Origin of the sequence: Mycobacteroides sp. PCS013 (assembly GCF_049532645.1) — a bacterium.
Taxonomy (GTDB): domain Bacteria; phylum Actinomycetota; class Actinomycetes; order Mycobacteriales; family Mycobacteriaceae; genus Mycobacterium; species Mycobacterium gwanakae.
Map to the genome: position 1 here is coordinate 1,811,104 of NZ_CP150131.1, position 25,932 is coordinate 1,837,035.

Below are 25,932 nucleotides of genomic sequence, written 5' to 3' on the forward strand. Positions count from 1 at the left end.
CCCCTAGAGCAGCTGCGTGTGTGCGCCGCCGTCAGCGAAGATGATGTCGCCGGTGGTGGCGGGCAGCCAGTCCGAGAGCAGGGCACACACGGTCTTGGCGACGGGTGTCGGGTCCTTCATGTCCCAGCCGATCGGGGCACGCTGGTCCCAGCCATCTTCGAGCACGCTCATCTGCTGGCCGGCCTCCTCTCCCAGCGCGCCGCCGACGATCGCGCTCATGGCCAGCGTCCGGATGGGACCGGCGGCAACCAGATTCGAGCGAATACCGGCCGCACCGGCCTCGCGCGCGACGAACCGGTTTACCGATTCCAGTGCGCTCTTGGCCACGGTCATCCAGTTGTAGAACGGCATCGCGCGGGTCGGGTCGAAATCCATACCTACGATGCTGCCGCCCGGGTTCATGATGGGCAGCACAGCCTTGGCCAGCGAGGCGTACGAGAACGCCGAGATGTGAAACCCCTTGGCCACATCCTCGAACGGAGCCTCGAAGAACGGGTTCAGCCCCATGCCGGTCTGCGGCATGAAACCGATGGAGTGCACCACGCCGTCCAGCTTGTTGCCCTCTCCGATCACCTCGGTGACACGCTCGGCAAGGCTGTCCAGGTGCTTCTCATCCTGCACGTTGAGCTCCAGCAGCGGCGCGGACTCGGGCAGGCGCTGGGTGATGCGCTCGATGAGACGCAACCGGTCGAATCCGGTGAGCACCAGCTGTGCGCCCTGCTCCTGCGCGACCTTCGCGATGTGGAACGCGATCGACGAATCGGTGATGATGCCCGTCACCAGGATCCGCTTGCCCTCAAGTAGTCCTGCCACGATTCTCCTTAGGTAATTGCGATGCCCACGCTCGTCGCGCGGCCACACTGATCGATGTCCGAAACGTCCTTCTAATGGCCCATGCCCATGCCGCCATCAACCGGGATGACTGCACCGGAGATGTAACTGGCGTCCTCGGACGCCAGGAAGCTGACCACCCCGGCGACCTCAGCGGCAGTGCCCACTCGCTTCGCCGGGATGAATTCCAGTGCGCCCTCCTGGACCCTTTCGTCGAGCGCGCGCGTCATCTCGGTGTCGATGAAACCGGGGGCGACCACGTTGGCGGTGACGCCCGCCTTGGAGAGCTCCCGAGCGATCGAGCGCGCCAAGCCGATGACACCGGCCTTGGAGGCCGCATAGTTGGCCTGGTTACCGATTCCCCACGTGCCGGAAACCGAACCGATGAAGATCATCCGGCCGAAGCGCTTGCGCTGCATCGTGCGCGACGCCCGCTGGGCCACCCGGAACGCTCCGGTCAGGTTGGCGTTGATGACCTTCTCGAACTTCTCCTCGGTCATGCGCATCAAAAATGCGTCCTGCGCAATGCCCGCGTTGGATACCAGCACCTCGACAGGCCCCTGGTGCTCCTCGACCTCTTTGAAAGCCCGGTCGACGGCGTCGTTGTCGGTGACATCGCACTCCACCCCGAACAAGCCCTCCGGCACCCCTGATCCACGATGGGTCACCGCCACCTTGTGCCCGTCAGCGGCAAGACGTTGCGCGATCGCAAGTCCGATACCCCGGTTACCACCGGTAACCAGCACAGAACGAGAAACAAAGTCGGGACGGGCGACGCTAGCGTCGAGAGCATCAGACATGGGACCCAACTTATCGTCTTCTTAGACTTCTTCCTAAACGACTGGCCCAAACGAGCCGCCGCGCGGACGGCCGACTCAGTTGGGCAGACGCCGGTTGATCACCAGGCCGACGAAGGCCGCCGCGAGCACCAGCAGAGCACCCAGACGCAACCATCCGACACTGGCGTCGCCGCGGATGGTCTCGTACCCGATCTGCTGCTGCAGGTTGGCGTACACCTCCTTGAGCTGACCGAGCGTGGAGGCCGTATAGGTCTCTCCACCCGACAACTTGGCCACCTTCTCCATCATGTCGGGGGCATACGGCACGTTCTGGCGCTGCCCGTTGATCTCGACGTACCCGTCCTTGGTGCCGAACGCGATCGTCGAAATCGGTACCTGCTGATCCTTGGCGGTGCGGGCCGCCGTGTAGGCACCCTTGGGGTTATCCGGGTTCGACGGCACCGTTTCCTTACCGTCGGACATCAACACGATGCGCGCGGGCGGTGGCTTGTCACCGCCGCCGATGACCGCGCCCACTGTCGCGATGGCCTGCAGCGCCGTGAAGATGCCCTCACCCGTGGCGGTCCGATCCGCGAGCTGCAGGTTGTCCAAGGCGTTTACGGTCGCGTCGCGGTTCGTGGTCGGCGAGACCAGCACCGTCGCGGTGCCCGCGTACGCGATCAGACCCAGGTTGATACCCGGAGTCAGGTTGCGGGCGAACTCCTTACCGGCTTCCTTCGCGGCACCCAGACGGTTGGGGGCGACGTCGGTCGACTCCATGGACCGCGAGACATCGATGACGAGCATCACCACGGCGCGGTTCCGGGGAATCCGCACGTCATGGCTGGGGCCGGCGAGCGCGATGGTCAGCACCATCAGGCCCACCACCAGCAGCGCGGTGGCCGCGTGCCGCCAGGCGCGCGGACGTTTCGGGGCGACCGAATCCAGCAGCTCGGTGTTCGCGAATCGCAGCACCCGCTTCTCGCGCAGGTACTGCGCAAACACATACAAACCGACCAGCGCGGCCACCAGCAGCAGGACCAGGAAGAACCACGGGTGGGTAAAGCCCGTGAGAGTCATCGGCCCGAAGAACGGCAGATCACTCATCGAGCCCCCGCTCCTGTCCCGGCGACCGCACCGCGGCGCTGTTGAGAGACGAATCTCACGATGTCGTTAATCCAGTCACGGTCGGTCCGCAGACTCAAAAGCGGTGCACCGCAACGACGCAATGTGCGTGCCACCTCTTCATGATGCCTTGCCGCCGCCTGAGCGAAATCCCGGCGCAGGTTCTCGTCGATCCGATACTCCTTGGTGATGCCGGTCTCGGCGTCCTGCAGGAGCACCTCACCGACATCCGGAAGTTCCATATCGCGCGGGTCCAGCACCTCGATGCCCAACACCTCGTGCCGGGCCCCGATGGCGCGCAGCGGCCGCATCCAGTTGATGGGCCCCAGGAAGTCGCTGATGACGACCGCCATGCCGCGTCGGCGCTCCGGGCGCCGCAGTGCGTCGATCGCCAGTGACAGATCGCCGCGGACACCCTGTGGCGCCTTCGGCATGGTGGCGATGCTGCGCAGGATGTCCTGCTCGTGGGCACGTCCGGACCGCGCCGGTAGCCGAACGATCTTGTCCCCGTTGGCGATCAGCGCGCCCAGCCGATTTCCGCCACCGCTGTTCAGGAAGATGATGGCGGCCGCTGCCGCGACCGCGAGATCGCGCTTCTCACAGTTGGTCGTCCCGAAATCCAGGCTTGCCGACATGTCGACCACCAGCCAGGTCTCCAGCTCGCGGTCCGCGATCATCTGGCGTACGTGCGGGCTCGTGGTTCGCGCGGTCACCGACCAATCCATCCGGCGCACGTCATCACCGGGCTGATAGAGCCTGGACTCCCCCGGCTCCGAACCGGGACCGGGAATCAGCCCGAGGTGGTTGCCGTGCAGCACCCCGTCAAGCTTGCGGCGGATCTTCAGTTCCAATGTCCGCAGCGCTGCCGAGAGCTGCGGATCACGGATCTCACCCCGACGCAGGGACGGGATGTCTACCGGCCGGGCGCTGCCCGGACTGGGTGTGCTCACCTGGGCGCGGCGTTATGGGCTGCCGGGGCCGGACCGTTCGTCCCGACCATCGCCGGCGGCACCGAATGCCCTTGCTGCGGCACGGCATTCACCTGCGGCAGGCCCACCGTCTGCAGAATCCGGTTGATGGCGGTGTCGGCGGAAACCTCGTCGGCGAGTGCGTCGTAGCTCATCACCAGGCGGTGACGCAGCACATCCGGGATGACCTCGATGACGTCCTGCGGGATCACGTAATCGCGCCCACGAACCAGTGCCAGCGCACGCGCCGACGCGATGATGCCCAGCGACGCACGCGGGCTGGCGCCGTAGGAGATCCAGTTGGCGACATCGCCCAGCCCGAACTGCGCCGGGTTGCGGGTGGCCGAGATAACCCGAACCACGTAGTCGACCAGGGCGTGGTGCACGAAGTTGTTGGCGGCCAAATCCTGAAGGCGCAGCAGTGCCTCGGCGGACAGGATCTGCTTGGGCTCCGGCGGCGTGACACCCATCCGGTAGATGATCTCGCGTTCTTCTTCGACAGTCGGGTAGTCGACGTTGATCTTGAAGAGGAAGCGGTCGCGCTGCGCTTCCGGAAGCGGATACACGCCCTCGTTCTCGATCGGGTTCTGTGTGGCCATCACCAGGAACGGCTTGGGCATCGGGTAGGTCTTGCCACCGATGGAGACGTGCCGCTCCGCCATGACCTCAAGCAAGGCCGACTGCACCTTGGCGGGCGCGCGGTTGATCTCGTCGGCCAGCAGGAAGTTGGCCACCACCGGGCCGAGCTCGGTGTCGAACTCTTCCTTGCCCTGGCGGTAGATGCGGGTACCGATGATGTCGGTAGGCACCAGGTCGGGGGTGAACTGGACACGGGAGAACGACCCGCCCACCACCTTGGCGAAAGTCTCGACCGCCAGCGTCTTGGCAACACCGGGCACACCTTCGAGCAACACGTGCCCCTTGGCGAGCAGACCGACCAGAATTCGCTCGACGAGCCTGTCCTGACCCACGATGACGCGCTTGACCTCAAAGATGGCGCGCTCGAGGTTCTGCACCTCGGCGGCCAGGGCCGGTGATGTCGCACCCTGCGGGGCGTGCGGCGCGAGGCCGGCGCTTCCGCCGGAGTAACCGGCACCTCCCCCTGGTGACCCTGGTGATGACATCAACTTCCCTCCGGCTCTGCCTGACGATTCCGTGCTACTTCGGTGGCTTCTTGGTAGCCATGTCCCTGCGGGCGGCACCCAACCCTGGGCGGCGCCTCCGGTCCACTATTCCAGCATCCCGGGATTTGGTCCACGTACCCGTTCGCTGGCGCGCCGTTCTAGCTCACCTGAGAGATCAGAAGAGCTACCAGGCGATGATACGAACGGCGTAGGGAGTCATCCCGCCCGTGCGGACCGGCGACACCGTCACCTTTTCGGCGCTGCCGCTGGCTTCCAGCATCTGACCGTTACCCAGGTAGATCACCACGTGCTGGGAGCCACCCGGTCCGTAGAAGAGCAGATCCCCACGCTTGGCCTGCGATACGGGAATCTTCTGGCCCGCGTTGTACTGGTCACCGGAGTACTTGGGAAGCTTCACGCCGGCTGCCGCGTAGGAAAACATGGTGAAGCCCGAGCAGTCGAAGCCCACCTTGCCCGCGTCGTAATCGACGCCGCCGCTGGGGCCGCGGACGGTGCCGCCACCCCACGAGTACGGAACACCCAGCTGGGTGCCGCCGCGCTGGATCACTGCTTCCACCGCCTGCCGGCCGTACACGAGCGGACGTCCTGCGCCCGCCGATGCGCGATTGCCACCGATGCCCAATGCGCCCAATGCGGTCTGTCCGACCCCCATGACCCCGTTCATGATCTTCGCCGGGTCCGCACCCTGGCTCGGCCCGGCAAAGGGCAGGGTGTTGTCCCAGTCGCCGCCCGACGGGTTCAGCCCCAGAGCGTTGAGGAAGGCGGTACCGACATTCGGCCCAAGTGGATTGTCATCGGCGGTGGCCCGCGGCACACCCATGAACAGCACCAGTGCGATAGCGATCCCGACAGCGAGGGCGGCACGTAATACAAAGAGGCCCTGCACCTTGAGCAATTTCGTCGTTCTCGCTGCGTTCACCGATTTCACCACTCAATCAGTCGGGTTACAAAGGGCGTCATGCCACTGGTCCGCACCGGCGACACCTTGACCACGTCGCCGGTATTCGGCGCCTCGAGCATCTGACCGTTGCCGAGGTAGAGGGCCACGTGCTGACTTGCGTTGGGGCCGTAGAAAATCATGTCGCCGCGCTTCATCTGCGCACTGGGCACCTTGCGTCCGGAGTTGTACTGATACCCGGTGTAGTGCCTGAGTCTGATGCCGACCGCGGCGAAGCCGTACATCATCAGTCCGGAGCAGTCGTAACCGACAGTTCCTGCGCCCGAATCGATTCCGCGGGTTGGGCCGTTGTACGAACCACCGCCCCATGAGTACGGCGTGCCCATCGCGCTGCCCGCACGGGCAATCACCCGCTCCACGTTTTCCCGGCCGTAGACCTTGGGGATGTACTCGCCGCCCTCGCTGGAGGCGGCGGCCGCCGGGGCGGCCTTGGGGCAGAACATGCCGATCACACCGCATACCGCGGACTGGCCGACGTTGGCCGCGGTGTTGCCGATGCCCAGCACCATGTTGATGGTCTGCGTCGGATCGGTAGGCACGTTGGCGCTGGCGATCATCGGGAGCGTGGTATCCCATTCGCCACCACCCGCGGCAGCGGGAGCCGGCCCCTCGGTCCATTCGTTCCCGTTTCCGGCGATGGCAGCGCTCGGATTGATCACCCGCGCACTTGCGGCCGATGCGGAAAACTCCGGCCCACGGGCGGCGGCCAGCTGCGCCTCGGCGCTCTTCTTCTTTGCCGCCAGTTCCGAGGCTATGCCGCGCTGGGATTCCAGCTTCTTCTGTACGTCGTGCATCGCAGCCACCAGATCGTCCTGCTGCTTCTGCGCATCCGCCGTCGCCTGGTCGGCCCTCTCCTGAATGGCCCGTGCCTGTGACTGCTTGTTCACCTGCTCGGTACGTGCCCGGCGCAGGTTGTCCATGACGGTTTGCGAGCTCGATTCCACGCTCTTGGTCACCGAAGCAAGGCGCACCACATCGTCGGGATTGGTCGCCGTCAGGTATGAGCCAGACGGCCCTGCCATATAGGTGGCCACGGCCATCCGGTCGAACTTGCCCTGCGCCTCGGCGATGGCGCCATTGGCGGCGTCGACCGCGCGCTGGCCTTCTTCAACCGCCTGACCGGCCGCGGCGGCGTTATCGCGCGCGTCCTGCAGATCAACCAGACCCTTGTTGATGGATTCCTGCTGGGTCTGCACGTCGGCGGTCAGCTGTTCGATCTGCTGATTGGTATCGGCCAACTGGGTGATCAGCGAGGCCATGTCGTTCGGCTCGGCGGAGGTTACGGGCAGCGTGGTGGGCCACATCATCAGACTGGCGGTCATCAGCGGCGGCACCATCAGCGCGGTCACTACGGTTCGTTTGCCACGGACCGCGAAACGGTCCGCGAAATGCTGCGGGACTGTCCGTTTCATACGGTCTGCCGTCTCCTCGATCTTCGACGTGCGGCGAGCCTTCTCGGTCATAGCGGCCCTTCCCCGACACGCTCCCAGTTGTCACATAAGACGCACTAACCACTTTGGCGCCACTTGCACCGTACGTCACTTTTGCAACTAATGAAACTTTAGTCACAAATTACAAAGTTGTAATTAATTGGGCCCTGACAGGGAATTGGCGACACGTCTTCTGACGGTTAATTGCCCCGAATTGAATACCGGCAGATCATCCCGGTTCCATACTGCGCGCGGCTATTTCATGAAAAAACAGGCTGCGCGAATGGTTTGCAAATCGTTACTTAACCGAGTCGTTCGCGAATCGGCCGCGCATGAGCGTAATTCCGGCGCACACCGCCGCGACGAGCAGGACAAGCGCAATGGTCAGCGCCGTCCATGAGAAGTGCTCTCGCCCGATCTCGTTCACGAAGTTGTTCGCAGAGAGCACGGGGTTGCCCGTCTTGGCGACGTCCTGCCCGGCCTCCAGCGTCACCCTGTCGAACGTGGCGCTGTAGGTACCGGCGTAGGACGGACTGATCACCAGGACCGTCGAGTCCGGGTGGTCCTTGCCGATCTCGGTGGCGATATCGCGCAGCGGCGTATCGATCCAGGGATTGTTGGGAAGCGCCACGACCTTCAGGTCGATGTTCTTGGCGTGCGCCTTCGCGATGACATCCTTCAATCCGGCGACATCCGCCGACGGGGCGGCGACTCCGTCCTCGTTGACATCCGCACGCGCCATCTCCAGGCACTTGACCGACCAGCCGAGCGGATCGGTGCCCGCGGTCTGGACCGAGACGCCCACCGCCTGGCACAGCTCGGCGGGGATGAAGGTGGGCAAGTGCTGCGGCGTCACGCGATCAATCTAACCCGCACCGGGCGCGGCGTTGCGCAGGTAGACCCGCAGCATTTCGCGTGCATAACGACACCCTGGCCGACAGTGACCGATGCCACGACGGGAATGGCGGGTGAAATTTGGGCATCCCCCTTATTACGGGACAAGCGTACTGTTAGACTAGCGATGGAAGGCAGCCATCTGCGGTGGCGCCTCCGGAACCCCGCCTGGCACAGCCCGCCGGCGGGTGACCTTCGAGCTCTGGAGCTGATGTGACTAGCAATGAATCGGTGAATTCCTTCGGCGCGCGCGGCACTCTGCAGGTTGGCGATGAGTCGTACGAGATCTTCCGCCTCAATGCCGTGCCCGGTACCGAGAAACTGCCTTACAGCCTGAAGGTGTTGGCGGAGAACCTGTTACGCACCGAAGACGGCGCGAACATCACCAAGGAACACGTGCTGGCGCTGGCCAACTGGGATCCCTCGGCCGAGCCGAGCGTCGAGATCCAGTTCACCCCGGCACGCGTGGTCATGCAGGACTTCACCGGTGTGCCCTGTGTGGTCGACCTGGCCACCATGCGTGAAGCGGTGGCGGCACTGGGCGGCGATCCCGACAAGGTGAACCCGCTCTCCCCCGCCGAGATGGTCATCGACCACTCCGTGATCCTGGACGTCTTCGGCACCGCCGACGCCTTCGAGCGCAACGTCGAACTCGAGTACGAGCGCAATGCCGAGCGTTACCAGTTCTTGCGTTGGGGCCAAGGCGCTTTCGATGATTTCAAGGTTGTCCCCCCGGGCACCGGCATCGTGCACCAGGTCAACATCGAGTACCTGGCCCGCACCATCTTCACCCGTAACGGCCAGGCCTACCCGGACACCTGTGTGGGTACCGACTCGCACACCACCATGGTCAACGGCCTCGGCGTCCTCGGCTGGGGTGTCGGTGGTATCGAGGCCGAAGCCGCGATGCTCGGCCAGCCGGTCTCGATGCTCATCCCCCGGGTCGTCGGATTCAAGCTCACCGGTGAGATCCAGCCGGGCGTCACCGCCACCGACGTGGTGCTGACCGTCACCGACATGCTGCGCAAGCACGGTGTGGTGGGCAAGTTCGTCGAGTTCTACGGCAAGGGCGTAGCCGAGGTGCCGCTGGCCAACCGCGCCACCCTGGGCAACATGAGCCCCGAATTCGGTTCTACCGCAGCGATCTTCCCGATCGATGAGGAGACCATCAACTACCTGCGCCTGACCGGCCGCGATGACCAGCAGCTCGCGCTGGTCGAGGCGTACGCCAAGGAACAGGGCATGTGGCACGACGCCGACCACGAGCCGGCCTTCTCGGAGTACCTCGAACTCGACCTCGCCACCGTGGTGCCCTCCATCTCCGGGCCCAAGCGCCCGCAGGACCGCATCGAACTGTCCGACGCAAAGAACGCATTCCGCAAGGACATCCACAACTACGTGGAAGAGAACCACCCCGCTCCTCACACAAACCTCGATGAGGCCGTTGAAGAGTCGTTCCCGGCAAGTGATGCCGCAGTGCTGTCCTTCGCCGAAGACGATGCCGTCGTGCCGTCGGCCGCGAACGGCGCCGAGGGCCGGCCCACCAAGCCGGTCACCGTGAAGTCCGCCGAGCGCGGCAACTTCGTCCTGGATCACGGCGCGGTTGTGGTCGCGGGCATCACCTCGTGCACCAACACCTCCAACCCCTCGGTCATGCTGGGCGCTGCGCTGCTGGCCAAGAAGGCCGTCGAGAAGGGCCTGACCACCAAGCCGTGGGTCAAGACCAACATGGCACCGGGTTCGCAGGTCGTCACCGATTACTACAACAAGGCGGGCGTGTGGCCCTACCTGGAGAAGCTCGGTTACTACCTGGGCGGCTACGGCTGCACCACGTGCATCGGTAACACCGGCCCGCTGCCCGACGAGATTTCCAAGGCCATCAACGACAACGACCTGTCGGTCACCGCCGTCCTCTCGGGTAACCGCAACTTCGAAGGCCGCATCTCCCCCGACGTCAAGATGAACTACCTGGCCTCCCCGCCACTGGTCATCGCCTACGGCATCGCGGGCACCATGGACTTCGACTTCGACACCGACCCGCTGGGACAGGACCACGACGGCAACGACGTCTACCTGAAGGACATCTGGCCCAGCGCCTCGGAGATCGAAGAGACCATCGCCTCGTCGATCAACCGCGAGATGTTCACCAACTCCTACGCCGATGTCTTCAAGGGTGACGAGCGCTGGCGCGGTCTGCCCACCCCTGAGGGCAACACCTTCGAGTGGGTCGACACATCCACCTATGTGCGCAAGGCGCCCTACTTCGACGGGATGCCGCTGGAGCCCACGCCGGTCACCGATATCAAGGGTGCGCGCGTGCTGGCCCTGCTCGGCGACTCGGTGACCACCGACCACATCTCACCGGCCGGTTCGATCAAGTCGGGCACGCCGGCCGCGCAGTACCTCGACGAGCACGGTGTAGACCGCAAGGACTACAACTCGCTGGGTTCGCGACGCGGTAACCACGAGGTGATGGTGCGCGGCACGTTCGCGAATATCCGCCTGCGTAACCAGCTCCTGGACGACGTGTCCGGCGGCTACACCCGCGACTTCACCCAGGACGGTGGTCCGCAGTCGTTCATCTATGACGCCTCGGTGAACTACCAGAAGGCGGGCATCCCGCTGGTGGTGCTGGGCGGCAAGGAATATGGCTCCGGTTCCTCACGCGACTGGGCCGCCAAGGGCACCCGTCTGCTGGGCGTCAAGGCCGTGATCACCGAGTCGTTCGAGCGCATCCACCGGTCGAATCTGATTGGTATGGGCGTGATTCCGCTGCAGTTCCCGGCCGGGGAATCGGCGGCCTCGCTCAAGCTCGACGGCACCGAGACCTACGACATCAGCGGTATCGAGAAGCTCAACGAGGGCTCGACACCGAAGACCGTGCACGTGACCGCGACCAAGGGCGATGGCTCCAAGGTCGAGTTTGATGCGGTTGTCCGGATCGACACCCCCGGTGAGGCCGACTACTACCGCAACGGTGGCATCCTGCAGTACGTGCTGCGGAACATGCTGGCCGGCTAGAAACGGCTGAACAACAGTGCCGCGCGTTAGCGAGGATCACCTCGCGGCTCGTCGCCGCCAGATCCTTGATGGCGCGCGGCGCTGTTTTGCCGAGTACGGGTACGACGGTGCCACCGTGCGCCGCCTCGAACACACCATCGGCATGTCGCGGGGGGCGATTTTCCACCATTTCCGCGACAAGGACACGCTGTTCTTCGCGCTGGCCCGCGAAGACGCCGAACGGATGGCGAACGTCGCCAGCCGCGAGGGTCTGGTGCAGGTGATGCGCGACATGCTGGCCGACCCCAATCAGTTCGATTGGTTGGCCACGCGTTTGGAGATCGCCCGCAAGCTGCGCAACGACCCCGAATTCCGGCGGGGGTGGAACCAGCGATCCGAAGAGCTCAACACCGCCACGCTGGCACGTCTGCAACGCCAGAAGAAGGCCGGCCGACTGCGCGAGGACGTGCCCAGTGAGGTGATCCTGGGGTATCTGGATCTGGTGCTCGATGGCCTGGTGGCCCGTCTGGCCGCCGGCGAGTCCACCGAAAGCCTCAGCCGCGTCCTGGATCTCGTCGAGGACTCGGTGCGCCGTGCCGATCACTTCTGATACCAAGGACTGGACCTGGGTCCTGGAGAATCGCTGCGGGGAGTGTGGATTTGATCCCGCCACAACATCTTTCACCCAGATACCCGATATCGTGCGGGAAAACCTGGCGGCGTGGCAGCCGGTGTTGTCCCAGCCAGAGGTGCGCCGACGTCCCGATGAGCAGACCTGGTCGCCGCTGGAGTACGGCGCCCACGTCCGGGACGTGTTCCGCATCTTCCTGACCCGGTTGCAGCTGATGCTCGCCGAGGAGGATCCGCTGTTCGAGAACTGGGATCAGGACAAGACGGCCATCGAAGACAGGTATGCCGAACAGGACCCGCAGACGGTGGCCAAGGACCTTGCTACCGCAGGCGAGGCCATCGCCGCCGCCTTCGCCGGGGTGCCCTCGGGCTCGCTAATGCGCCGCGGAAGGCGAAGCAACGGTTCGGTTTTCACCGTTGAGACACTGGGTCTGTATTTCGTGCACGACCCGGTGCATCACCTGCACGACGTTTCCCGCCTGCCGGCGGACTAGTGCGGGAAGTCGATGACGGCCCGCGCGGGTGTGTCGGCGATGTACACCACCGGACATTTCGAAGCCTGCGCAGCGACCTTCCAGGCCATCACGCCGTTCTTGTCTTTGAAGATGTCCGGGTCCTGCAGCAGTCGAGCTGATCGAACCACCGGGGCGCCCGCGGGCGCGCCGAGATCCTTCGGCTGCGGAAAGGACTTCACCTGCTGGTTCTCGGGGCGGTCCCACGTTCCCAGCACGGTGTCGTGTGCCGCGGCGCCCCGAAATGCCACCGCGTATCCGCCGCTCACCGGGGTTACCGAGAACGGTGGTGCCTGCCAGTACGTAACGGGCCCGGTCGGCGGCGCCAGCTTGTCGGGCCCGAAGCTGAACGTCACCCTGTCGAGGTCGTCAAGGGTTTCGATGCGCACATCGTGCAGGACGTTGGCGTAGTTCTCGGCGCCACCATCGGTCAACGTCGGGCACTCCGGCGCGGCTGTCGCCTGCGGGACACCCACGAGCGAGCCGACTACTAGTACAACCGGTACCAGGTATCGATACATGGTTAGCGAATGTACGGCCTCACGCACCGAACCGCTGGCGTTCGGGCGGGGATTGTCCTGGGTTGCTAACCGTGGCGCAAGCGGTGGTGCCCGGTCACAACTGCGCTAGTGCGGCAGATCGACCACGAGACGAGGCGGATTCGTGAGCGTGCTCACCTGTGGGCAGCGCTGTTTGTTCAGGCCCAGCGCCCACCGGACCTTCCCCTCGAAGTCCTCGCCTTGCTCGGCTTCTGCCAGGATCGGGAAGTCCTTCGGCTTGATCTCACTCGGCCCCGGATAAGACCGGACGGGCTTATCGGTCTCGTGCGCGGACGCGCCGTCGAAGAGCACACCGAGCAGGGCGGATCCGGCGACGATGACGTTGTCTCCCTTGGGGCCGGCGGACACGCTGGTGGGACTGTCCACCGTGTACCTGGGAACCACCAGCTCATCCAGCGCCACCTTGCTCTTGGCGTCCGGCCCGAATTCGAAGGTGACCCTGTCGTAGTCGTCCTGCTTGCCCACCCGCACATCCCGCAGCTGGGTGGCGACGTTCTTGCCGCCGCCACCGCTGACTGTCTCGCACGCCGTGACACGGAAGGTTTCCGGGGCGGGTGTCGACGTTTGCGGCAACGCCGTCGTGGTGGCCACGGGTGAAACCGCCTCATCCACCTGGCGCACCTGACCGGCGCAACCGGATGCCGTCAGTGCCGCCAGCGCCAGCACGCCGATTTTCCGGATACCGCCATGTCCTCGCATCGCATAACGGTAGCAACAATTGTCGCCCGAAAGCTCAACGGGCACACTGCGTGTCGGACGCCAGTTAAACCTTGCGGCCGCGCCGATTCGGGCCGCCGCGCCCACGCAACGCCACACCCGATTCCACGAGGGCACGATGCACGTACCCATACGATCGGCCGGCATCCGCAGCAAGTGTGCGGATACTCGCACCCTGCTCGTATGCCGCCTTCATCTCGACGCGTTCCTCGTCGCGCGTTTTGGCCATCGCGACCTCTCTCCCGACTCCATGCCGCGGCCCCTGTGGACTGCTGCTCGACCCGGTTGCACCATAGCGCAAATGTGATCACGCGTGTGTATGAGACGCCTAGGGCGAATGAGGATGGTCAGGCCAGCTCGATGAGGTCCCGGTACTCGTCGGACCAGTAGTCTTCGGTGCCGTCCGGCAACAACACGACACGTTGCGGATTTAGCGCCTCGGCGGCCCCCGGGTCGTGGGTGACAAGAACGACCGCGCCGAGGTAACTGCGCAGCGCGTCTAGAACCTGTTCACGCGAGGCGGGATCCAGGTTGTTGGTCGGCTCATCGAGCAGCAACACATTCGCGGTCGACGCGACCAGACCGGCCAGGGCCAGGCGAGTCTTCTCACCGCCGGACAACGTCCCCGCCGGCTGCTCCAACTGTGGGCCGTTGAACATGAAGGCACCCAGGATCCCGCGCAGCTCCTGCTCCCCGGTATCCGGAGCGGCGTGGCGGATGTTCTCCCACACCGTCGCGTGATCGTCCAGGGTGTCGTGCTCCTGTGCGAAGTATCCGAGCTTGAGGCCGTGGCCGGGCTCCAGCGCGCCGGCGTCGGCGGTTTCGGCGCCCGCGAGCAACCGCAACAACGTCGTCTTCCCCGCACCGTTGAGTCCGAGAACCACGACCCGCGAGCCGCGATCGATGGCAAGGTCCACCCCGGTGAAGATCTCCAAAGATCCGTAGTTCTTGGTCAGTCCCTTGGCCACCAGCGGCACCCGGCCACATGCGGCGGGCGTCGGGAACTTGATGCGGGCCACCTTGTCGGCCACCCGCTCCTCGTCGAGCCCGGACAACATCTTCTCGGCTCGGCGCAACATGTTCTGTGCGGCAACGGCTTTGGTTGCCTTGGCGCCCATCTTGGCCGCCTGGGTGCGCAGAGCCGAGGCCTTCTTCTCGGCATTGGCCCGCTCGCGCCGGCGCCGTTGTTCATCCAGTGACCGTGCGTCCAGGTACTTCTGCCAACCCATGTTGTAGACGTCGACCTCGCCACGGACCGCGTCCAGGAACCACACCTTGTTCACCACATCGGCCAGCAGCTCGACGTTGTGACTGATGACCACGAGCCCGCCTTCGTGGTTTTGCAGGAAGCCGCGCAACCAGCCGATCGAGTCCGCATCGAGGTGGTTGGTCGGCTCGTCGAGCAGCAACGTCATGTTCGATCCAGCGCCACCCTCGGCCGCTCCGAACAGAATCCGGGCCAACTCCACACGGCGCCGCTGACCGCCCGAAAGGGTGCGCAGCGGCTGGATCAGCACCCGCTCAGGCAACCCGAGGCTCGAACAGATGCGCGCCGCCTCACTCTCGGCGACATACCCACCCAGCGAGGAGAAGCGCTCCTCCAGCTGCCCGTAGCGACGAACCGCCTTATCGCGCTGAGCCTCATCGGCCAGCTCGGCCATCAGCGTCTGCTGCTTCTCCATATCGCTGATGATGGTGTCCAGGCCACGCGCCGAAAGCACCCGATCACGTGCCAGCAGATCCAAGTTACCTTCCTTGGGATCCTGTGGCAGATAACCTATTTCACCGATACGCGATACCGAGCCGGCATACGGTTCACCCTCGCCGGCCAAAATTCTCATCGAGGTGGTCTTGCCCGCCCCGTTACGGCCCACCAGCCCGATGCGGTCGCCGGGCTGGATGCGTAACGCGGGGCCCGGCGCGTAGACGAGCGTGCGGGCGCCGGCGCGGACCTCGAGGTCCGTCGCGGTAATCACTACTTACTCCTTGAATGCTGTGTAGCGTCTCGCGCTGTCAGCGCTTGTCTCTAAAGGCCGCTTTACGCTGCTCCTTACGGGCGGCGGTGGCTTCTTCGAAGTTGTCGGTGAGCAGCCGGACGTACAGCTGGCCCAGACCCTCTTGGTGCATGTGACTTTCCAGGCTAGCGGCGTCCAGCCCACTCCAAATGGTGCGCTTGGTCAATTCGATCCCTGGACGGGAGAACCCGGCGATGCGCTCTCCAATCGCGTAACACTCTTCCAGCAGGGATTCCGAGGCCACCTTGCGGGATACCAAACCGATGCGTTCAGCCTCGTCGGCGTCGACGTCGCGGCCGGTCAACATGATGTCCGAAGCGCGGGAGGTGCCGATGGCACGCGGCAGCAGATAACTCAGGCCCAGCTCGCTGGCGGTCAGCCCGTTGTTGATACCGGCAGCCCGGAAGTAGGCAGCCTCCGATGCAACCCGGACATCACAAGCCAGCGCCAGGCACAGGCCACCGCCAATGGCGGCGCCGTTGATGGCCGCGATCACCGGCTGATGCATCCGGCGCAGCGTGAGGATGACCTCGTCAAGGAGCTCCATGGAGCGCAGCGCGATCGTCGGCTGGGTCAATCCCCCGATATGCGGGATGGGCCCAGCAGATTTCTGATCGGCACCCGAACAAAACCCCTTGCCGGCCCCGGTGATGATGACGGCCCGCACATCGTTGTCATGACTGATGTCGACGAGCGTCTGCTTGAAGGGCAGCATCACATCGAACGCCATCGCGTTCATCCGCTCCGGCCGGTTCAGGGTGACCAAGGCAATATCCGGACGCGGACGGTCGACCAGCACGAAACTCATGCGTCCATATAACCGACAGCGGCGGGTTGCACCAAATCGTTTCCGCGCGGTACCGCGCGGGCCGCGCTACGCCTCTTGTTCGCGCAGTGCGGCCTCAACGTCGAGATCGCGGACCTTCTGCACCAGGTCGGCCAACGATGCCGGGGGCAGCGCACCGGCCTGATTGAACACCAGCTGGCCCTGCTTGAACACCATCAGCGTGGGAATCGACCGGATGTTCGCCGCCGCGGCCAGCGCCTGCTCGGCCTCGGTGTCCACCTTCGCGTGGACGACGTCGGGGTTCTCCTCCGAAGACGCCTCGAACACCGGCCCGAACTGGCGGCACGGCCCGCACCAAGACGCCCAGAAATCCACGAGCACGATGTCATTGTCGTGGACCAAGTCGTTGAACGCGTCAGCGGTGATGTCACGTGTTGCCATGTTGTCCTCAACGTCGCCGGGGTGCGTGATGTTCCAGGGGCCCTCAGTACAGCGCGGCCAGGGCCTTGCCGATGTTGAATCCAACGAACTCGTCCTGCCGGCCGGTGCGCAGCTTGTTCACCCAGTCGGGATCCGACAACAGCGCGCGGCCCACCGCGATGACGTCGAACTCGTTGTCGGCAAACTGTCGCAACACCGCCTCAACGGGCGCGGGCTCGATATCCCGGACCTCGGTGGGTTTGAACTCCGTCTGCAATCCCACGGAGCCGACGGCAATGGCCGGCAAGCCCGTGACACGTTTGGTCCAGCCTGCAAGACTCAGCGCTCCATCGGCCCCTGCCAGATCCGCGAAGGCCGGTACGTAGTGGCGACGTGTGGACGGGTGGAAAACGTCCACACCTGCCTCGACAAGTGGCGCGAGCAGACGTTCCAGCTCTACGGGGCTATCGACCAGGGTGGCTGTGTAGTCGGCCTGCTTCCACTGTGAAAACCGGTACAGGATAGGGAAATCGGGCCCGACGGCCGCGCGTACGGCCCGCACCACCTCGACCGGGAATCGCACTCGATCGACGATCGATCCGCCATACCCGTCGGCCCGAATGTTGGTGCGCTCCCACAGGAACTGGTCGAGCAGGTAGCCATGCGCACCGTGTAGTTCGACGGCGTCGAATCCGGCTGCCTTGGCGTTGCGCGCCGCCGTCGCGTACTGCTCTGCGAGCGGAGCAAGTTCACCGGTCAGCAGCGCTCGGCCCAGCGGGGAAGCATCTCCGGCCAGGCCCGACGGGCTTACCGACTCCACCTGGGGATTGAACTCCGGATCGGCGCCGCGCTCGACACCCTGGTGCCACAGTTGGGCCGCGATCGCCGATCCCTCGTCGTGCACGGCGTCGGTGACCGCCGACCATCCCGCCAGTGCGTCGTCGCCGATCAGGCGTGGAACGCTGGCCTGACCGCCCGCGGCATCGTCGGGAATGAAGACGCCCTCGGTGATGATCAACCCAACACCTCCCGCGGCGCGGCGGCGGTAGTACGCAGCCACGTTCTCACCCGGGACACCACCGGGAGAAGCCGATCGTGTCATCGGCGCCATCGCGAACCGATTGGGCGCGGTCAGCGATTTCACGGTGAACGGTTCGAAAAGGGGCGCTACGTCTGGTCTCACGTCGGTCACGAGGTGTCAAACTACGCCGACACCTGATCCATTCCGGATAACGTGGTCAACCATGTCACCAAATCTCCGGCCACGGCCTACGTTGCTCGTGATCGCCGGAGTCGTCGCGTTCTCCAGCGCGGCGTGCGGTGGCTCCGCGGATAAGCCAGCCCAGCCGTCCGCGGGCCCTGCCTCGACCACCGTCATACGGCACGCGGGTGGGCACGACAGGGCCGGCGGATTGATCTCCTCGGTGTCGGGGCACACGGTCCAGGTGACCAACCCCGTGGGCAGCATAGATATCGACTTCAACACCATGACCAAGCTCACCGAGGTGCAACCCGCGGATCTGTCCGATGTGATCGTGGGCAGCTGTGTCAGCGTGCAGGCGACAGCCGGTGCAGATGAGTCGGAACAGGCCACGGCGCAACGGGTGCTGATCAGCGCGGCCGAGGACAACAAATGTGCGCTGGAGACACCACCCGGCGGCGCACCACCTCCCGGCATACCGCCGGGGCCACCACCGGGCGGCGCACCCGGGGGTTCACCTCCCCCGTTCGGCGGCCCCAGCGTCCAGGGTGCTGTCGCGTCGGTCAATGGCAGCACCATCGTGGTGTCAAATACCGATCCCAGTGGGGCGTCGGAGATTCAGACCAACGTCACGGTGACCGCCGACACCCGTTACGACCAACGGCAACCCACCGAGGCCACCGCGATCATCGCCGGCAAATGCGCGGACGCACACGGCACCAAAGATGCCGAGGGAGTGCTGCAGGCCACCAAGATCGACCTAGGCCCGGCGACCGACGGGCGATGTGGACCTGCCCCGCGATAGGTCCGATCTGGCATCCGCGATACACAGCAACTTCTCACGCATGCCGGAGCGCACCCTCAGCCCGCGCCAGCACGCTGAGGTGTCCCATTCATCGACCATGGAGAACACCGATGTCCCCACACCAGACACCCGCCCCACCACGGCTCGCCCGCGGCGCACTGTTCGCACTCGCCGGACTCACCGCGCTTTCGGTGGCCGCCTGCGGTACGCCTACAAACACCAACGGCGCGTCCACGAATTCATCGGCACCGGCTACGTCCTCGGCCGCACCCCACGGTGAACACAACGGGAAGGACCATGTAGCCGGACTCATCGCCTCGGTCTCGGGCAGCACCATCCAGGTGACCAAGAAGGACGGCACCGCGACCGTCGGATTCAGTCAATCCACGAAAGTCTCCGAGATCACTTCCGCGCAATTGACCGACGTCACCACCGGAAGCTGTATCGCCGCGATGGCACAACAAGACTCCAACCCGCCAACGGCCCGCCGGGTGATGATCTGGCCTGCCGAGGACGGCAACTGCGCACCAGCACACAAGAAGGGTTCGCCCGAGTCTTCCCCGGCCCCGACACCGGAGAAACGCCCCGAGCATCAGGCTGTTCGCGGGACAGTCTCCGCCGTCAGCGGAAACACCATCACCGTGTCCGCCACCGACCCGAACGGCGGAGCCGCCACCCCGGAGACGGTGACTGTCAACAACGACACCGCCTATGCCAAGCGTGCTCCGGCGGCCCAGAGCGCGATCGCCGCAGGCAAGTGTCTCGCCGCACACGGCGCCGATGACGCTTCGGGCAATCTTCAGGCCGCGACGATCACCCTTCGCGCCGCGAAGGACGGCTCATGCGAAGGCGGCCAGGAAGGCCACCACCAGCACTAGACGGTGAAGCCGAGGGCCCGGAGCTGCTCCCGACCATCGTCAGTGATCTTGTCCGGGCCCCACGGCGGCACCCAGACCCAGTTGATCTTGATCTCGTTGACCAGTCCGGCGCCCACAAGCGCATTACGCGACTGGTCCTCGATGACATCGGTCAGCGGGCATGCCGCCGAGGTGAGCGTCATGTCGATCATGGCGACTTTGCCGCTCTCGCCCTCTTCGACGTTAAGCCCGTACACAAGTCCCAGATCTACGACGTTGATTCCCAGCTCGGGGTCAACAACATCACGCATTGCCTCTTCGAGATCTTCGAGAAGCTTCACTTCCGCTGACACTTCGGTCATCGCTTCACCTTCTCAGTAGTGCCGCTGGTCGCGGCGTCTGCCTGCACGAGAGCGTCTTTGAATGCCATCCATCCTAGGAGCGCGCACTTCACACGGGCCGGGTACCGCGAAACTCCCGCGAACGCGACTCCGTCACCGATGACGTCCTCGTCCCCGTCGATGGTGCCGCGTGAGGAAATCATCTCGTTGAACGAGGCCACCGTCTTGAGTGCCTCATCCACGGTCAGCCCGATCACCTGATCCGTCAGGACCGAGGTCGCGGCCTGACTGATCGAGCAGCCCTGTCCGTCATAGGACACATCGGCGATTCTGTTGTCATCCAAGGTAACTCGCAGGGTCACCTCGTCGCCGCAGGTCGGGTTCACGTGGTGCACTTCGGCCGCGAACGGCTCACGCAGCCCGCGATGATGCGGATGCTTGTAGTGATCCAGGATGACTTCCTGGTACATCTGCTCAAGCCTCACAGGAACGATCCCCCATCGCTCCGCTCGCCCAGGAAGAACTCCTGCGCACGACGGACTCCTGCCACCAATCGGTCGACTTCGTCCAGGGTGTTATAGACCGCGAAGGAAGCCCGGGCGCTCGCCGCGATACCGAAACGTCGATGTAGCGGCCAGGCGCAGTGATGCCCGACCCGTATCGCCACACCCTCGTCGTCGAGCACCTGGCCCAAATCGTGCGCGTGGATTCCATCCACCACAAAGGAGACCGCGCCACCACGGTCGATGTTCTCCGTGGGACCGACGATGCGAACGCCCTCGACACTTCCGAGCCCGGCCAGCGCGGCCGATACCAGCTGATGTTCATGCGCGGCAACGGCTTCCATGCCAATGGCGTTGAGGTAGCCAACGGCAGCGCCAAGGCCGACCACCTGCGAGGTCATCGGCACACCGGCCTCGAATCGCTGCGGCGGCGGCGCGTAGGTGCTGACCTCCATGGTCACCGTCTCGATCATGGAGCCACCCGTGATGAACGGAGGCATGGCTTCCAACAGTTCGCGACGGCCGTACAGCACTCCGACACCCGAGGGGCCGAGCATCTTGTGGCCTGAGAATGCCGCGTAGTCGATACCCAGTTCACGGAAGTTCACCGGCATATGCGGGACGGACTGGCAGGCGTCCAACACGACAAGAGCACCAACGGATTTAGCGCGGCGCACCAACTCGGCAACGGGGGCCACCGCACCCGTCACGTTGGACTGGTGCGTGAAGGCGACAACCTTGACGGCGCCCGTGAGCTCGAGTGAATCCAGATCGATGCGACCGTCATCGGTGACGCCGTACCAGCGCAAGGTGGCCCCGGTGCGGCGGCAGAGCTCCTGCCAGGGAACCAGATTCGCGTGGTGCTCCAGCTCGCTGATGACGACCTCGTCGCCCGGGCCCACCGCACGGTCGAACCGGCTGTCACCGAGGGTGTACGCCACCAGGTTCAGCGATTCGGTGGCGTTCTTGGTGAAGACGATCTCACCGTCATCGACACCCACGAAACGAGCGATGGTGTTCCGCGCGCCCTCGTACGCATCGGTGGCTTCTTCGGCCAGCTGATGCGCGCCGCGATGAACCGCGGCGTTGCGCTCGGTGAGGAAGACACGTTCGGCATCGAGAACCTGGATGGGCCGCTGCGAGGTCGCACCGGAATCCAGGTACACCAACGGCTTACCGCCACGCACCGTCCGGCTCAGGATCGGGAAGTCTTCTCTGATCTCCGAGATCCGGGTGGTGTCCAGCGGCACCGTGGCCGTCACGGTCAGGCTCCCACCGCTTGGTGGGGGTCCCGCCCGCTTGCGGGGGCAAAGCGCACGTAGCCGTTCTCCTCCAGCTCGTCAGCCAGCTCAGGACCGCCCGACTCGACGATGCGCCCGCCGACGAAGACATGCACGAACTGTGGCTGGATGTAACGAAGAATCCGGGTGTAGTGGGTGATCAGCAGCACGCCACCGTGCTCACGCTCCGCGTAGCGATTCACGCCCTCGGACACAATCCGCAGGGCGTCGACATCAAGGCCGGAGTCCGTCTCATCCAGGATGGCGATCTTCGGCTTGAGCAGACCCAGCTGCAGGATTTCGTGGCGCTTCTTCTCGCCACCCGAGAAGCCCTCGTTCACACTGCGCTCGGCGAAGGCGGAGTCGATCTCCAACTCCCCCATCGCTTCCTTGACTTCCTTGATCCAGTGGCGCAGCTTCGGAGCCTCGCCACGCACGGCGGTGGCGGCGGTGCGCAGGAAGTTCGACATCGAGACGCCCGGCACCTCGACCGGGTACTGCATCGCCAGGAAGAGACCGGCACGCGCGCGCTCGTCGACGGACAACTCCAGTACGTCCTGCCCGTCGAGGGTGATGGACCCCGAGGTCACCTCGTACTTGGGGTGTCCGGCGATGGCATAGGACAGCGTGGACTTCCCGGAACCGTTGGGGCCCATGACCGCATGGGTCTCCCCCGAGTTCACCGTCAGGTTGACGCCCTTGAGGATCTCGATGGCCTCGCCCTCGTTGGGCGAGATGCTGACGTGCAGGTCCTTGATTTCCAGAGTGGTCATTGAGTTGCTTTCTATCTACGAGTTGGTCTGGGCGAGTTCGTTTTCGACGGCTGCGGTGAGGCGGTCGCGCACTGACTCGATCCCGATCCGGCCAATAATGTCCTGGAAGAAGCCGCGCACCACCAGTCGGCGCGCATCCTCCTCGGCGATACCACGCGAGCGCAGGTAGAACAGCTGCTCGTCATCGAATCGCCCGGTGGCACTGGCGTGCCCGGCCCCGGCGATCTCACCGGTCTCGATTTCGAGGTTGGGCACGGAGTCGGCCCGGGCGCCGTCGGTGAGGATCAGGTTGCGGTTCAGTTCGAAGGTGTCGGTTCCGGTGGCCTCGGCGCGGATGAGCACGTCACCGATCCAGACCGTGTGCGCGTCGGGCTTATCGGAAGCCGGATCACCCTGCAGCGCACCCTTGTACGTGACATGGGAACGGCAGTTGGGCTGAGCGTGATCCACCAGCAGCCGGTGCTCGAAGAACTGGCCGTCGTCGGCGTAGTAGAGACCGAGCAACTCGGCGTCACCTCCCGGCGCCCCGAACCGGACGGTGCCGGTGAGACGGACCAGATCGCCGCCCAGGGTGACCGCGATGTGGCGTAGTACCGCGTCCTTGCCGAGCTTGGCGTGATGTGCGCAGACATGCACCGCGTCATCGGCCCAGTCGGCGATCGAGACGACGGTAAGCCGGGAGGCATCGTCGAGCACGAATTCGACGTTCTCGGCGTACGTTCCGCTGCCCCGGTAGTCGATGACCACCACCGATTCCGAAAGCTCGCCGGCCTGAACCTGGGTGTGCCCGTACGCCACCTGCCCGGCACCGGGACCGGTCACCGTGATCTCAATCGGGTCCGCGGCCACCGCCTGCTTACCGACGGAAATGACGGTCGCCTTCGAAAACGACGAGTACGCCTGTGCGGCAACTCGATCCGACGGGACGCCGCCACGGCCGAGCCGCTCATCGGCGCGGTCCACGGTCTCGACCGTCACCCCATCAACAGCGGCGACGGCCACCGTGGGCTCGGCGGTCGCGGTGGCGCTGCCGTCGTGCAGACCACGCAACCGGCGCAACGGGGTGAAGCGCCAGAGCTCGTCACGGCCACCGGGCACTTCGAATGCGCTGACGTCGTAGGAGCTGAACAGCTCACCCTTGTTGACAGCCGTACCCTCTACGGCTTCAGTGAGATTCGACATGCCTTAACCGACCGCGCCTTCCATTTGCAGCTCGATGAGACGGTTGAGCTCAAGCGCGTACTCCATCGGCAGTTCCTTGGCGATGGGCTCCACGAATCCGCGCACCACCATGGCCATCGCCTCGTCCTCGGTCATGCCGCGGCTCATCAGATAGAACAGCTGATCGTCGCTGACCTTCGAGACGGTTGCCTCATGCCCCATCGTGACATCGTCTTCGCGGATGTCGACGTAGGGGTAGGTGTCGCTGCGGCTGACCGAGTCGACCAGCAGCGCATCGCATTTGACGGTTGAACGGGAGCCGTACGCCCCCTTGTTCACCTGGACCAGGCCCCGATAGGAGGCCCGCCCACCGCCGCGCGCCACCGACTTGGAGACGATATTGCTCGACGTGTTCGGCGCTAGGTGCAGCATCTTGGCGCCGGTGTCCTGGTGTTGTCCCTCGCCCGCGAAGGCCACCGAGAGCACCTCACCCTTGGCGTGCTCACCGGTCATCCACACGGCCGGGTACTTCATGGTGACCTTGGAGCCGATGTTGCCGTCGACCCATTCCATGGTGGCCCCCGCCTCAGCCCGGGCACGCTTGGTGACCAGGTTGAACACGTTGTTGGACCAGTTCTGGATGGTCGTGTAGCGGCAACGCCCACCGGCCTTCACGATGATCTCCACCACGGCCGAGTGCAACGAATCGGACTTGTAGATCGGTGCGGTACATCCCTCGACGTAGTGCACATAGGCACCTTCGTCGACGATGATCAGCGTGCGCTCGAACTGGCCCATGTTCTCGGTGTTGATGCGGAAGTAGGCCTGCAGCGGGATATCGACCTTCACGCCCGGTGGCACATAGATGAACGAGCCACCCGACCACACGGCGGTGTTGAGCGCGGAGAACTTGTTGTCCCCAGCCGGGATGACGCTGCCGAAGTACTCCTTGAAGATCTCCGGGTGTTCACGCAGGCCTGAGTCGGTGTCCAGGAAGATCACACCCTGGGCCTCCAGGTCCTCACGGATCGAGTGATAGACGACTTCCGACTCGTACTGTGCGGCGACACCGGACACCAGCCGCTGCTTCTCGGCTTCGGGGATGCCGAGGCGGTCGTAGGTGTTCTTGATGTCAGCGGGCAGGTCGTCCCAGGTGGCCGCCTGCTTCTCGCTGGAGCGCACGAAATACTTGATGTTGTCGAAATCGATGCCATCAAGGTTCGATCCCCAGTTGGGCATCGGCTTCTTGTCGAAGGTGCGCAGCGCCTTCAGGCGGACATCGAGCATCCACTCGGGCTCGCTCTTCTTCGCCGAGATGTCACGCACCACAGCCTCGGACAGACCGCGCTGCGCACTAGCTCCCGCGGCATCGGAGTCCGACCAGCCATAGCCGTAGTTGCCCAGTGACGCGATCGTCTCGTCCTGGGTCAGCACCTCACGCTCGAGGGTCATTGTGACTCCTTACTGGTCGTTGTATCTGACGCGGGGCTGGGCGCCAGAGTTGTCGATACGTGCAGCGGAATATGCGTCGTACAGGCACAGTCACCGTTGGCGATGGTGGCCAGCCGCTGTACATGTGTTCCCAACACCTCGGCGAAGGCCTGCTGTTCCGCCTCACAGAGTTCGGGGAACTCGGCGGCCACGTGCGATACCGGGCAGTGATGCTGACATATCTGCACACCGCTGGAGGGTCCGCCGGCTCCACCGACCCGCTGGGTACTGGCTGCGTACCCGGCCTTGGTCAGGGCCGCGGCCAATTGATTCACCGTGGCCTCGGTGTCGTGAAACGGTCCACCGGCGACGACATCGCTCAGGATCGAGTCAATGCGACGGCGCGCGAACACGCGCACCGCATCGTCGCCGCCGATCTCGCGCAGCTGACGCATGGCGGCAGACGCGAGGTCGTCGTAGGCGTGATTGAGCTTGGCGCGACCGTCCGCGGTGAGCTGGAACCGCTTGGCCGGGCGGCCTCTGCCGTTGTGCTGCCATGCGGCGGCCGGATTCGAGATGGCGTCCCCGGCCTCAATCAAGGCGTCGAGGTGACGGCGGACACCCTGGGGCGAAAGACCAAGCCGTTCGCCAATCTCACCCGCGGTGACCGGCCCGGACTCCATGAGCAGCCGCACCACGGCCACCCGTGTCTGCCCGTCATGAGACACGGCCGGGGCAGCGTCCAGCACCTGCGACGTCGCCGCAGCAGACGCCACCGCAGAGGGCTGGCCGAATTTCACAACACCAGT

At 64.8% G+C, this 25,932-nt stretch carries 27 protein-coding genes; 5 read left to right on the forward strand and 22 right to left on the reverse strand.

What is annotated here, in order from left to right; genetic code table 11:
• Positions 1-3: 3 nt before the first annotated feature.
• The 8 genes from inhA to RHO23_RS08865 form a co-directional block, all read right to left on the reverse strand.
• Positions 4-813, reverse strand: coding sequence for an NADH-dependent enoyl-ACP reductase InhA (inhA, locus tag RHO23_RS08830; RefSeq protein WP_423488944.1), 810 nt, complete (start codon positions 811-813; stop codon positions 4-6).
• Between the two features lie 71 nt (positions 814-884).
• Positions 885-1,631 carry a 3-oxoacyl-ACP reductase FabG1 gene (fabG1, locus tag RHO23_RS08835; protein ID WP_057965903.1) on the reverse strand — a complete coding sequence of 249 codons (747 nt, stop codon included), beginning with the start codon at positions 1,629-1,631 and terminating at the stop codon, positions 885-887.
• A gap of 75 nt (positions 1,632-1,706) precedes the next feature.
• Positions 1,707-2,717 (reverse strand): VWA domain-containing protein, encoded by a 1,011-nt coding sequence (locus RHO23_RS08840; protein WP_030093447.1) that lies wholly within the window; start codon positions 2,715-2,717, stop codon positions 1,707-1,709.
• Entirely contained in the window at positions 2,714-3,685 is a 972-nt protein-coding gene (locus RHO23_RS08845; protein WP_030093448.1) for a DUF58 domain-containing protein, read from the reverse strand. The genes RHO23_RS08840 and RHO23_RS08845 overlap by 4 nt, the downstream gene beginning before the upstream one ends.
• A complete protein-coding gene (locus RHO23_RS08850; RefSeq protein ID WP_078284582.1) occupies positions 3,682-4,827 on the reverse strand; it encodes an AAA family ATPase in 1,146 nt (381 codons plus the stop codon). Before RHO23_RS08850 ends, RHO23_RS08845 begins: the two co-directional genes overlap by 4 nt.
• Positions 4,828-5,011: 184 nt before the next feature.
• Positions 5,012-5,734, reverse strand: coding sequence for an NlpC/P60 family protein (locus RHO23_RS08855; protein WP_057966028.1), 723 nt, complete (start codon positions 5,732-5,734; stop codon positions 5,012-5,014).
• A 38-nt stretch (positions 5,735-5,772) separates the two neighbouring features.
• The gene (locus RHO23_RS08860) at positions 5,773-7,218 is read right to left on the reverse strand and encodes an NlpC/P60 family protein (protein ID WP_070941168.1); all 1,446 of its coding nucleotides are present in this window, start codon (positions 7,216-7,218) and stop codon (positions 5,773-5,775) included.
• Positions 7,219-7,534: 316 nt separating this feature from the next.
• Complete coding sequence (locus RHO23_RS08865) at positions 7,535-8,092, reverse strand: DUF6676 family protein (protein WP_064408943.1); 558 nt, start codon at positions 8,090-8,092, stop codon at positions 7,535-7,537.
• 269 nt (positions 8,093-8,361) lie between these two features.
• Here RHO23_RS08865 and acnA point away from each other — a divergent pair, with 269 nt between their 5' ends.
• The 3 genes from acnA to RHO23_RS08880 are packed head-to-tail and all read left to right on the forward strand — an operon-like array spanning position 8,362 to position 12,254.
• Positions 8,362-11,151 carry an aconitate hydratase AcnA gene (gene acnA, locus RHO23_RS08870; RefSeq protein WP_064410324.1) on the forward strand — a complete coding sequence of 930 codons (2,790 nt, stop codon included), beginning with the start codon at positions 8,362-8,364 and terminating at the stop codon, positions 11,149-11,151.
• Positions 11,152-11,167: 16 nt separating this feature from the next.
• Positions 11,168-11,740: a TetR/AcrR family transcriptional regulator gene (locus tag RHO23_RS08875; RefSeq protein WP_070941058.1), complete on the forward strand. Its 573-nt coding sequence runs from the start codon at positions 11,168-11,170 to the stop codon at positions 11,738-11,740.
• Complete coding sequence (locus RHO23_RS08880; RefSeq protein WP_070941059.1) at positions 11,724-12,254, forward strand: DinB family protein; 531 nt, start codon at positions 11,724-11,726, stop codon at positions 12,252-12,254. The genes RHO23_RS08875 and RHO23_RS08880 overlap by 17 nt, the downstream gene beginning before the upstream one ends.
• Here RHO23_RS08880 and RHO23_RS08885 read toward each other — a convergent pair.
• From RHO23_RS08885 to RHO23_RS08915, 7 genes are all read right to left on the reverse strand, one after another.
• On the reverse strand, positions 12,251-12,820 hold the full coding sequence (locus tag RHO23_RS08885) for a hypothetical protein (protein ID WP_064408945.1): 570 nt from the start codon (positions 12,818-12,820) through the stop codon (positions 12,251-12,253). The two genes, RHO23_RS08880 and RHO23_RS08885, sit on opposite strands and share 4 nt — an antisense overlap.
• A 78-nt stretch (positions 12,821-12,898) precedes the next feature.
• Complete coding sequence (locus tag RHO23_RS08890; RefSeq protein ID WP_064408946.1) at positions 12,899-13,531, reverse strand: AMIN-like domain-containing (lipo)protein; 633 nt, start codon at positions 13,529-13,531, stop codon at positions 12,899-12,901.
• Positions 13,532-13,595: 64 nt separating this feature from the next.
• A complete protein-coding gene (locus tag RHO23_RS08895; RefSeq protein ID WP_423488945.1) occupies positions 13,596-13,778 on the reverse strand; it encodes a helix-turn-helix domain-containing protein in 183 nt (60 codons plus the stop codon).
• 118 nt (positions 13,779-13,896) lie between these two features.
• Complete coding sequence (locus RHO23_RS08900; RefSeq protein WP_030093459.1) at positions 13,897-15,525, reverse strand: ABC-F family ATP-binding cassette domain-containing protein; 1,629 nt, start codon at positions 15,523-15,525, stop codon at positions 13,897-13,899.
• Between the two features lie 37 nt (positions 15,526-15,562).
• The gene (locus RHO23_RS08905; protein WP_064408947.1) at positions 15,563-16,372 is read right to left on the reverse strand and encodes an enoyl-CoA hydratase; all 810 of its coding nucleotides are present in this window, start codon (positions 16,370-16,372) and stop codon (positions 15,563-15,565) included.
• Between the two features lie 66 nt (positions 16,373-16,438).
• Positions 16,439-16,792, reverse strand: coding sequence for a thioredoxin (gene trxA, locus RHO23_RS08910; protein WP_030093461.1), 354 nt, complete (start codon positions 16,790-16,792; stop codon positions 16,439-16,441).
• 43 nt (positions 16,793-16,835) lie between these two features.
• On the reverse strand, positions 16,836-17,963 hold the full coding sequence (locus RHO23_RS08915; protein ID WP_064408948.1) for an NADH:flavin oxidoreductase: 1,128 nt from the start codon (positions 17,961-17,963) through the stop codon (positions 16,836-16,838).
• Positions 17,964-18,015: 52 nt separating this feature from the next.
• On the opposite strand from RHO23_RS08915, the gene RHO23_RS08920 reads away from it, so the two are divergent.
• A complete protein-coding gene (locus RHO23_RS08920; RefSeq protein ID WP_227457764.1) occupies positions 18,016-18,777 on the forward strand; it encodes a DUF5666 domain-containing protein in 762 nt (253 codons plus the stop codon).
• Positions 18,778-18,887: 110 nt separating this feature from the next.
• On the forward strand, positions 18,888-19,655 hold the full coding sequence (locus RHO23_RS08925; protein WP_064408949.1) for a DUF5666 domain-containing protein: 768 nt from the start codon (positions 18,888-18,890) through the stop codon (positions 19,653-19,655).
• Here RHO23_RS08925 and RHO23_RS08930 read toward each other — a convergent pair.
• The 7 genes from RHO23_RS08930 to RHO23_RS08960 are packed head-to-tail and all read right to left on the reverse strand — an operon-like array spanning position 19,652 to position 25,923.
• Positions 19,652-19,996: a metal-sulfur cluster assembly factor gene (locus RHO23_RS08930; RefSeq protein ID WP_030093465.1), complete on the reverse strand. Its 345-nt coding sequence runs from the start codon at positions 19,994-19,996 to the stop codon at positions 19,652-19,654. The genes RHO23_RS08925 and RHO23_RS08930 overlap by 4 nt on opposite strands.
• A complete protein-coding gene (gene sufU / locus RHO23_RS08935) occupies positions 19,993-20,460 on the reverse strand; it encodes a Fe-S cluster assembly sulfur transfer protein SufU (protein WP_044103925.1) in 468 nt (155 codons plus the stop codon). Before sufU ends, RHO23_RS08930 begins: the two co-directional genes overlap by 4 nt.
• Entirely contained in the window at positions 20,457-21,740 is a 1,284-nt protein-coding gene (locus RHO23_RS08940) for a cysteine desulfurase (protein WP_064408950.1), read from the reverse strand. The genes sufU and RHO23_RS08940 overlap by 4 nt, the downstream gene beginning before the upstream one ends.
• A 2-nt stretch (positions 21,741-21,742) precedes the next feature.
• A complete protein-coding gene (gene sufC, locus RHO23_RS08945; protein WP_030093468.1) occupies positions 21,743-22,531 on the reverse strand; it encodes a Fe-S cluster assembly ATPase SufC in 789 nt (262 codons plus the stop codon).
• Positions 22,532-22,546: 15 nt separating this feature from the next.
• Positions 22,547-23,713: a Fe-S cluster assembly protein SufD gene (gene sufD, locus RHO23_RS08950; RefSeq protein ID WP_057969089.1), complete on the reverse strand. Its 1,167-nt coding sequence runs from the start codon at positions 23,711-23,713 to the stop codon at positions 22,547-22,549.
• Positions 23,714-23,716: 3 nt separating this feature from the next.
• Positions 23,717-25,144: a Fe-S cluster assembly protein SufB gene (gene sufB / locus RHO23_RS08955; RefSeq protein ID WP_030093470.1), complete on the reverse strand. Its 1,428-nt coding sequence runs from the start codon at positions 25,142-25,144 to the stop codon at positions 23,717-23,719.
• On the reverse strand, positions 25,141-25,923 hold the full coding sequence (locus RHO23_RS08960) for a helix-turn-helix transcriptional regulator (RefSeq protein WP_044103926.1): 783 nt from the start codon (positions 25,921-25,923) through the stop codon (positions 25,141-25,143). Before RHO23_RS08960 ends, sufB begins: the two co-directional genes overlap by 4 nt.
• Between the last annotated feature and the right edge of the window lie 9 nt (positions 25,924-25,932).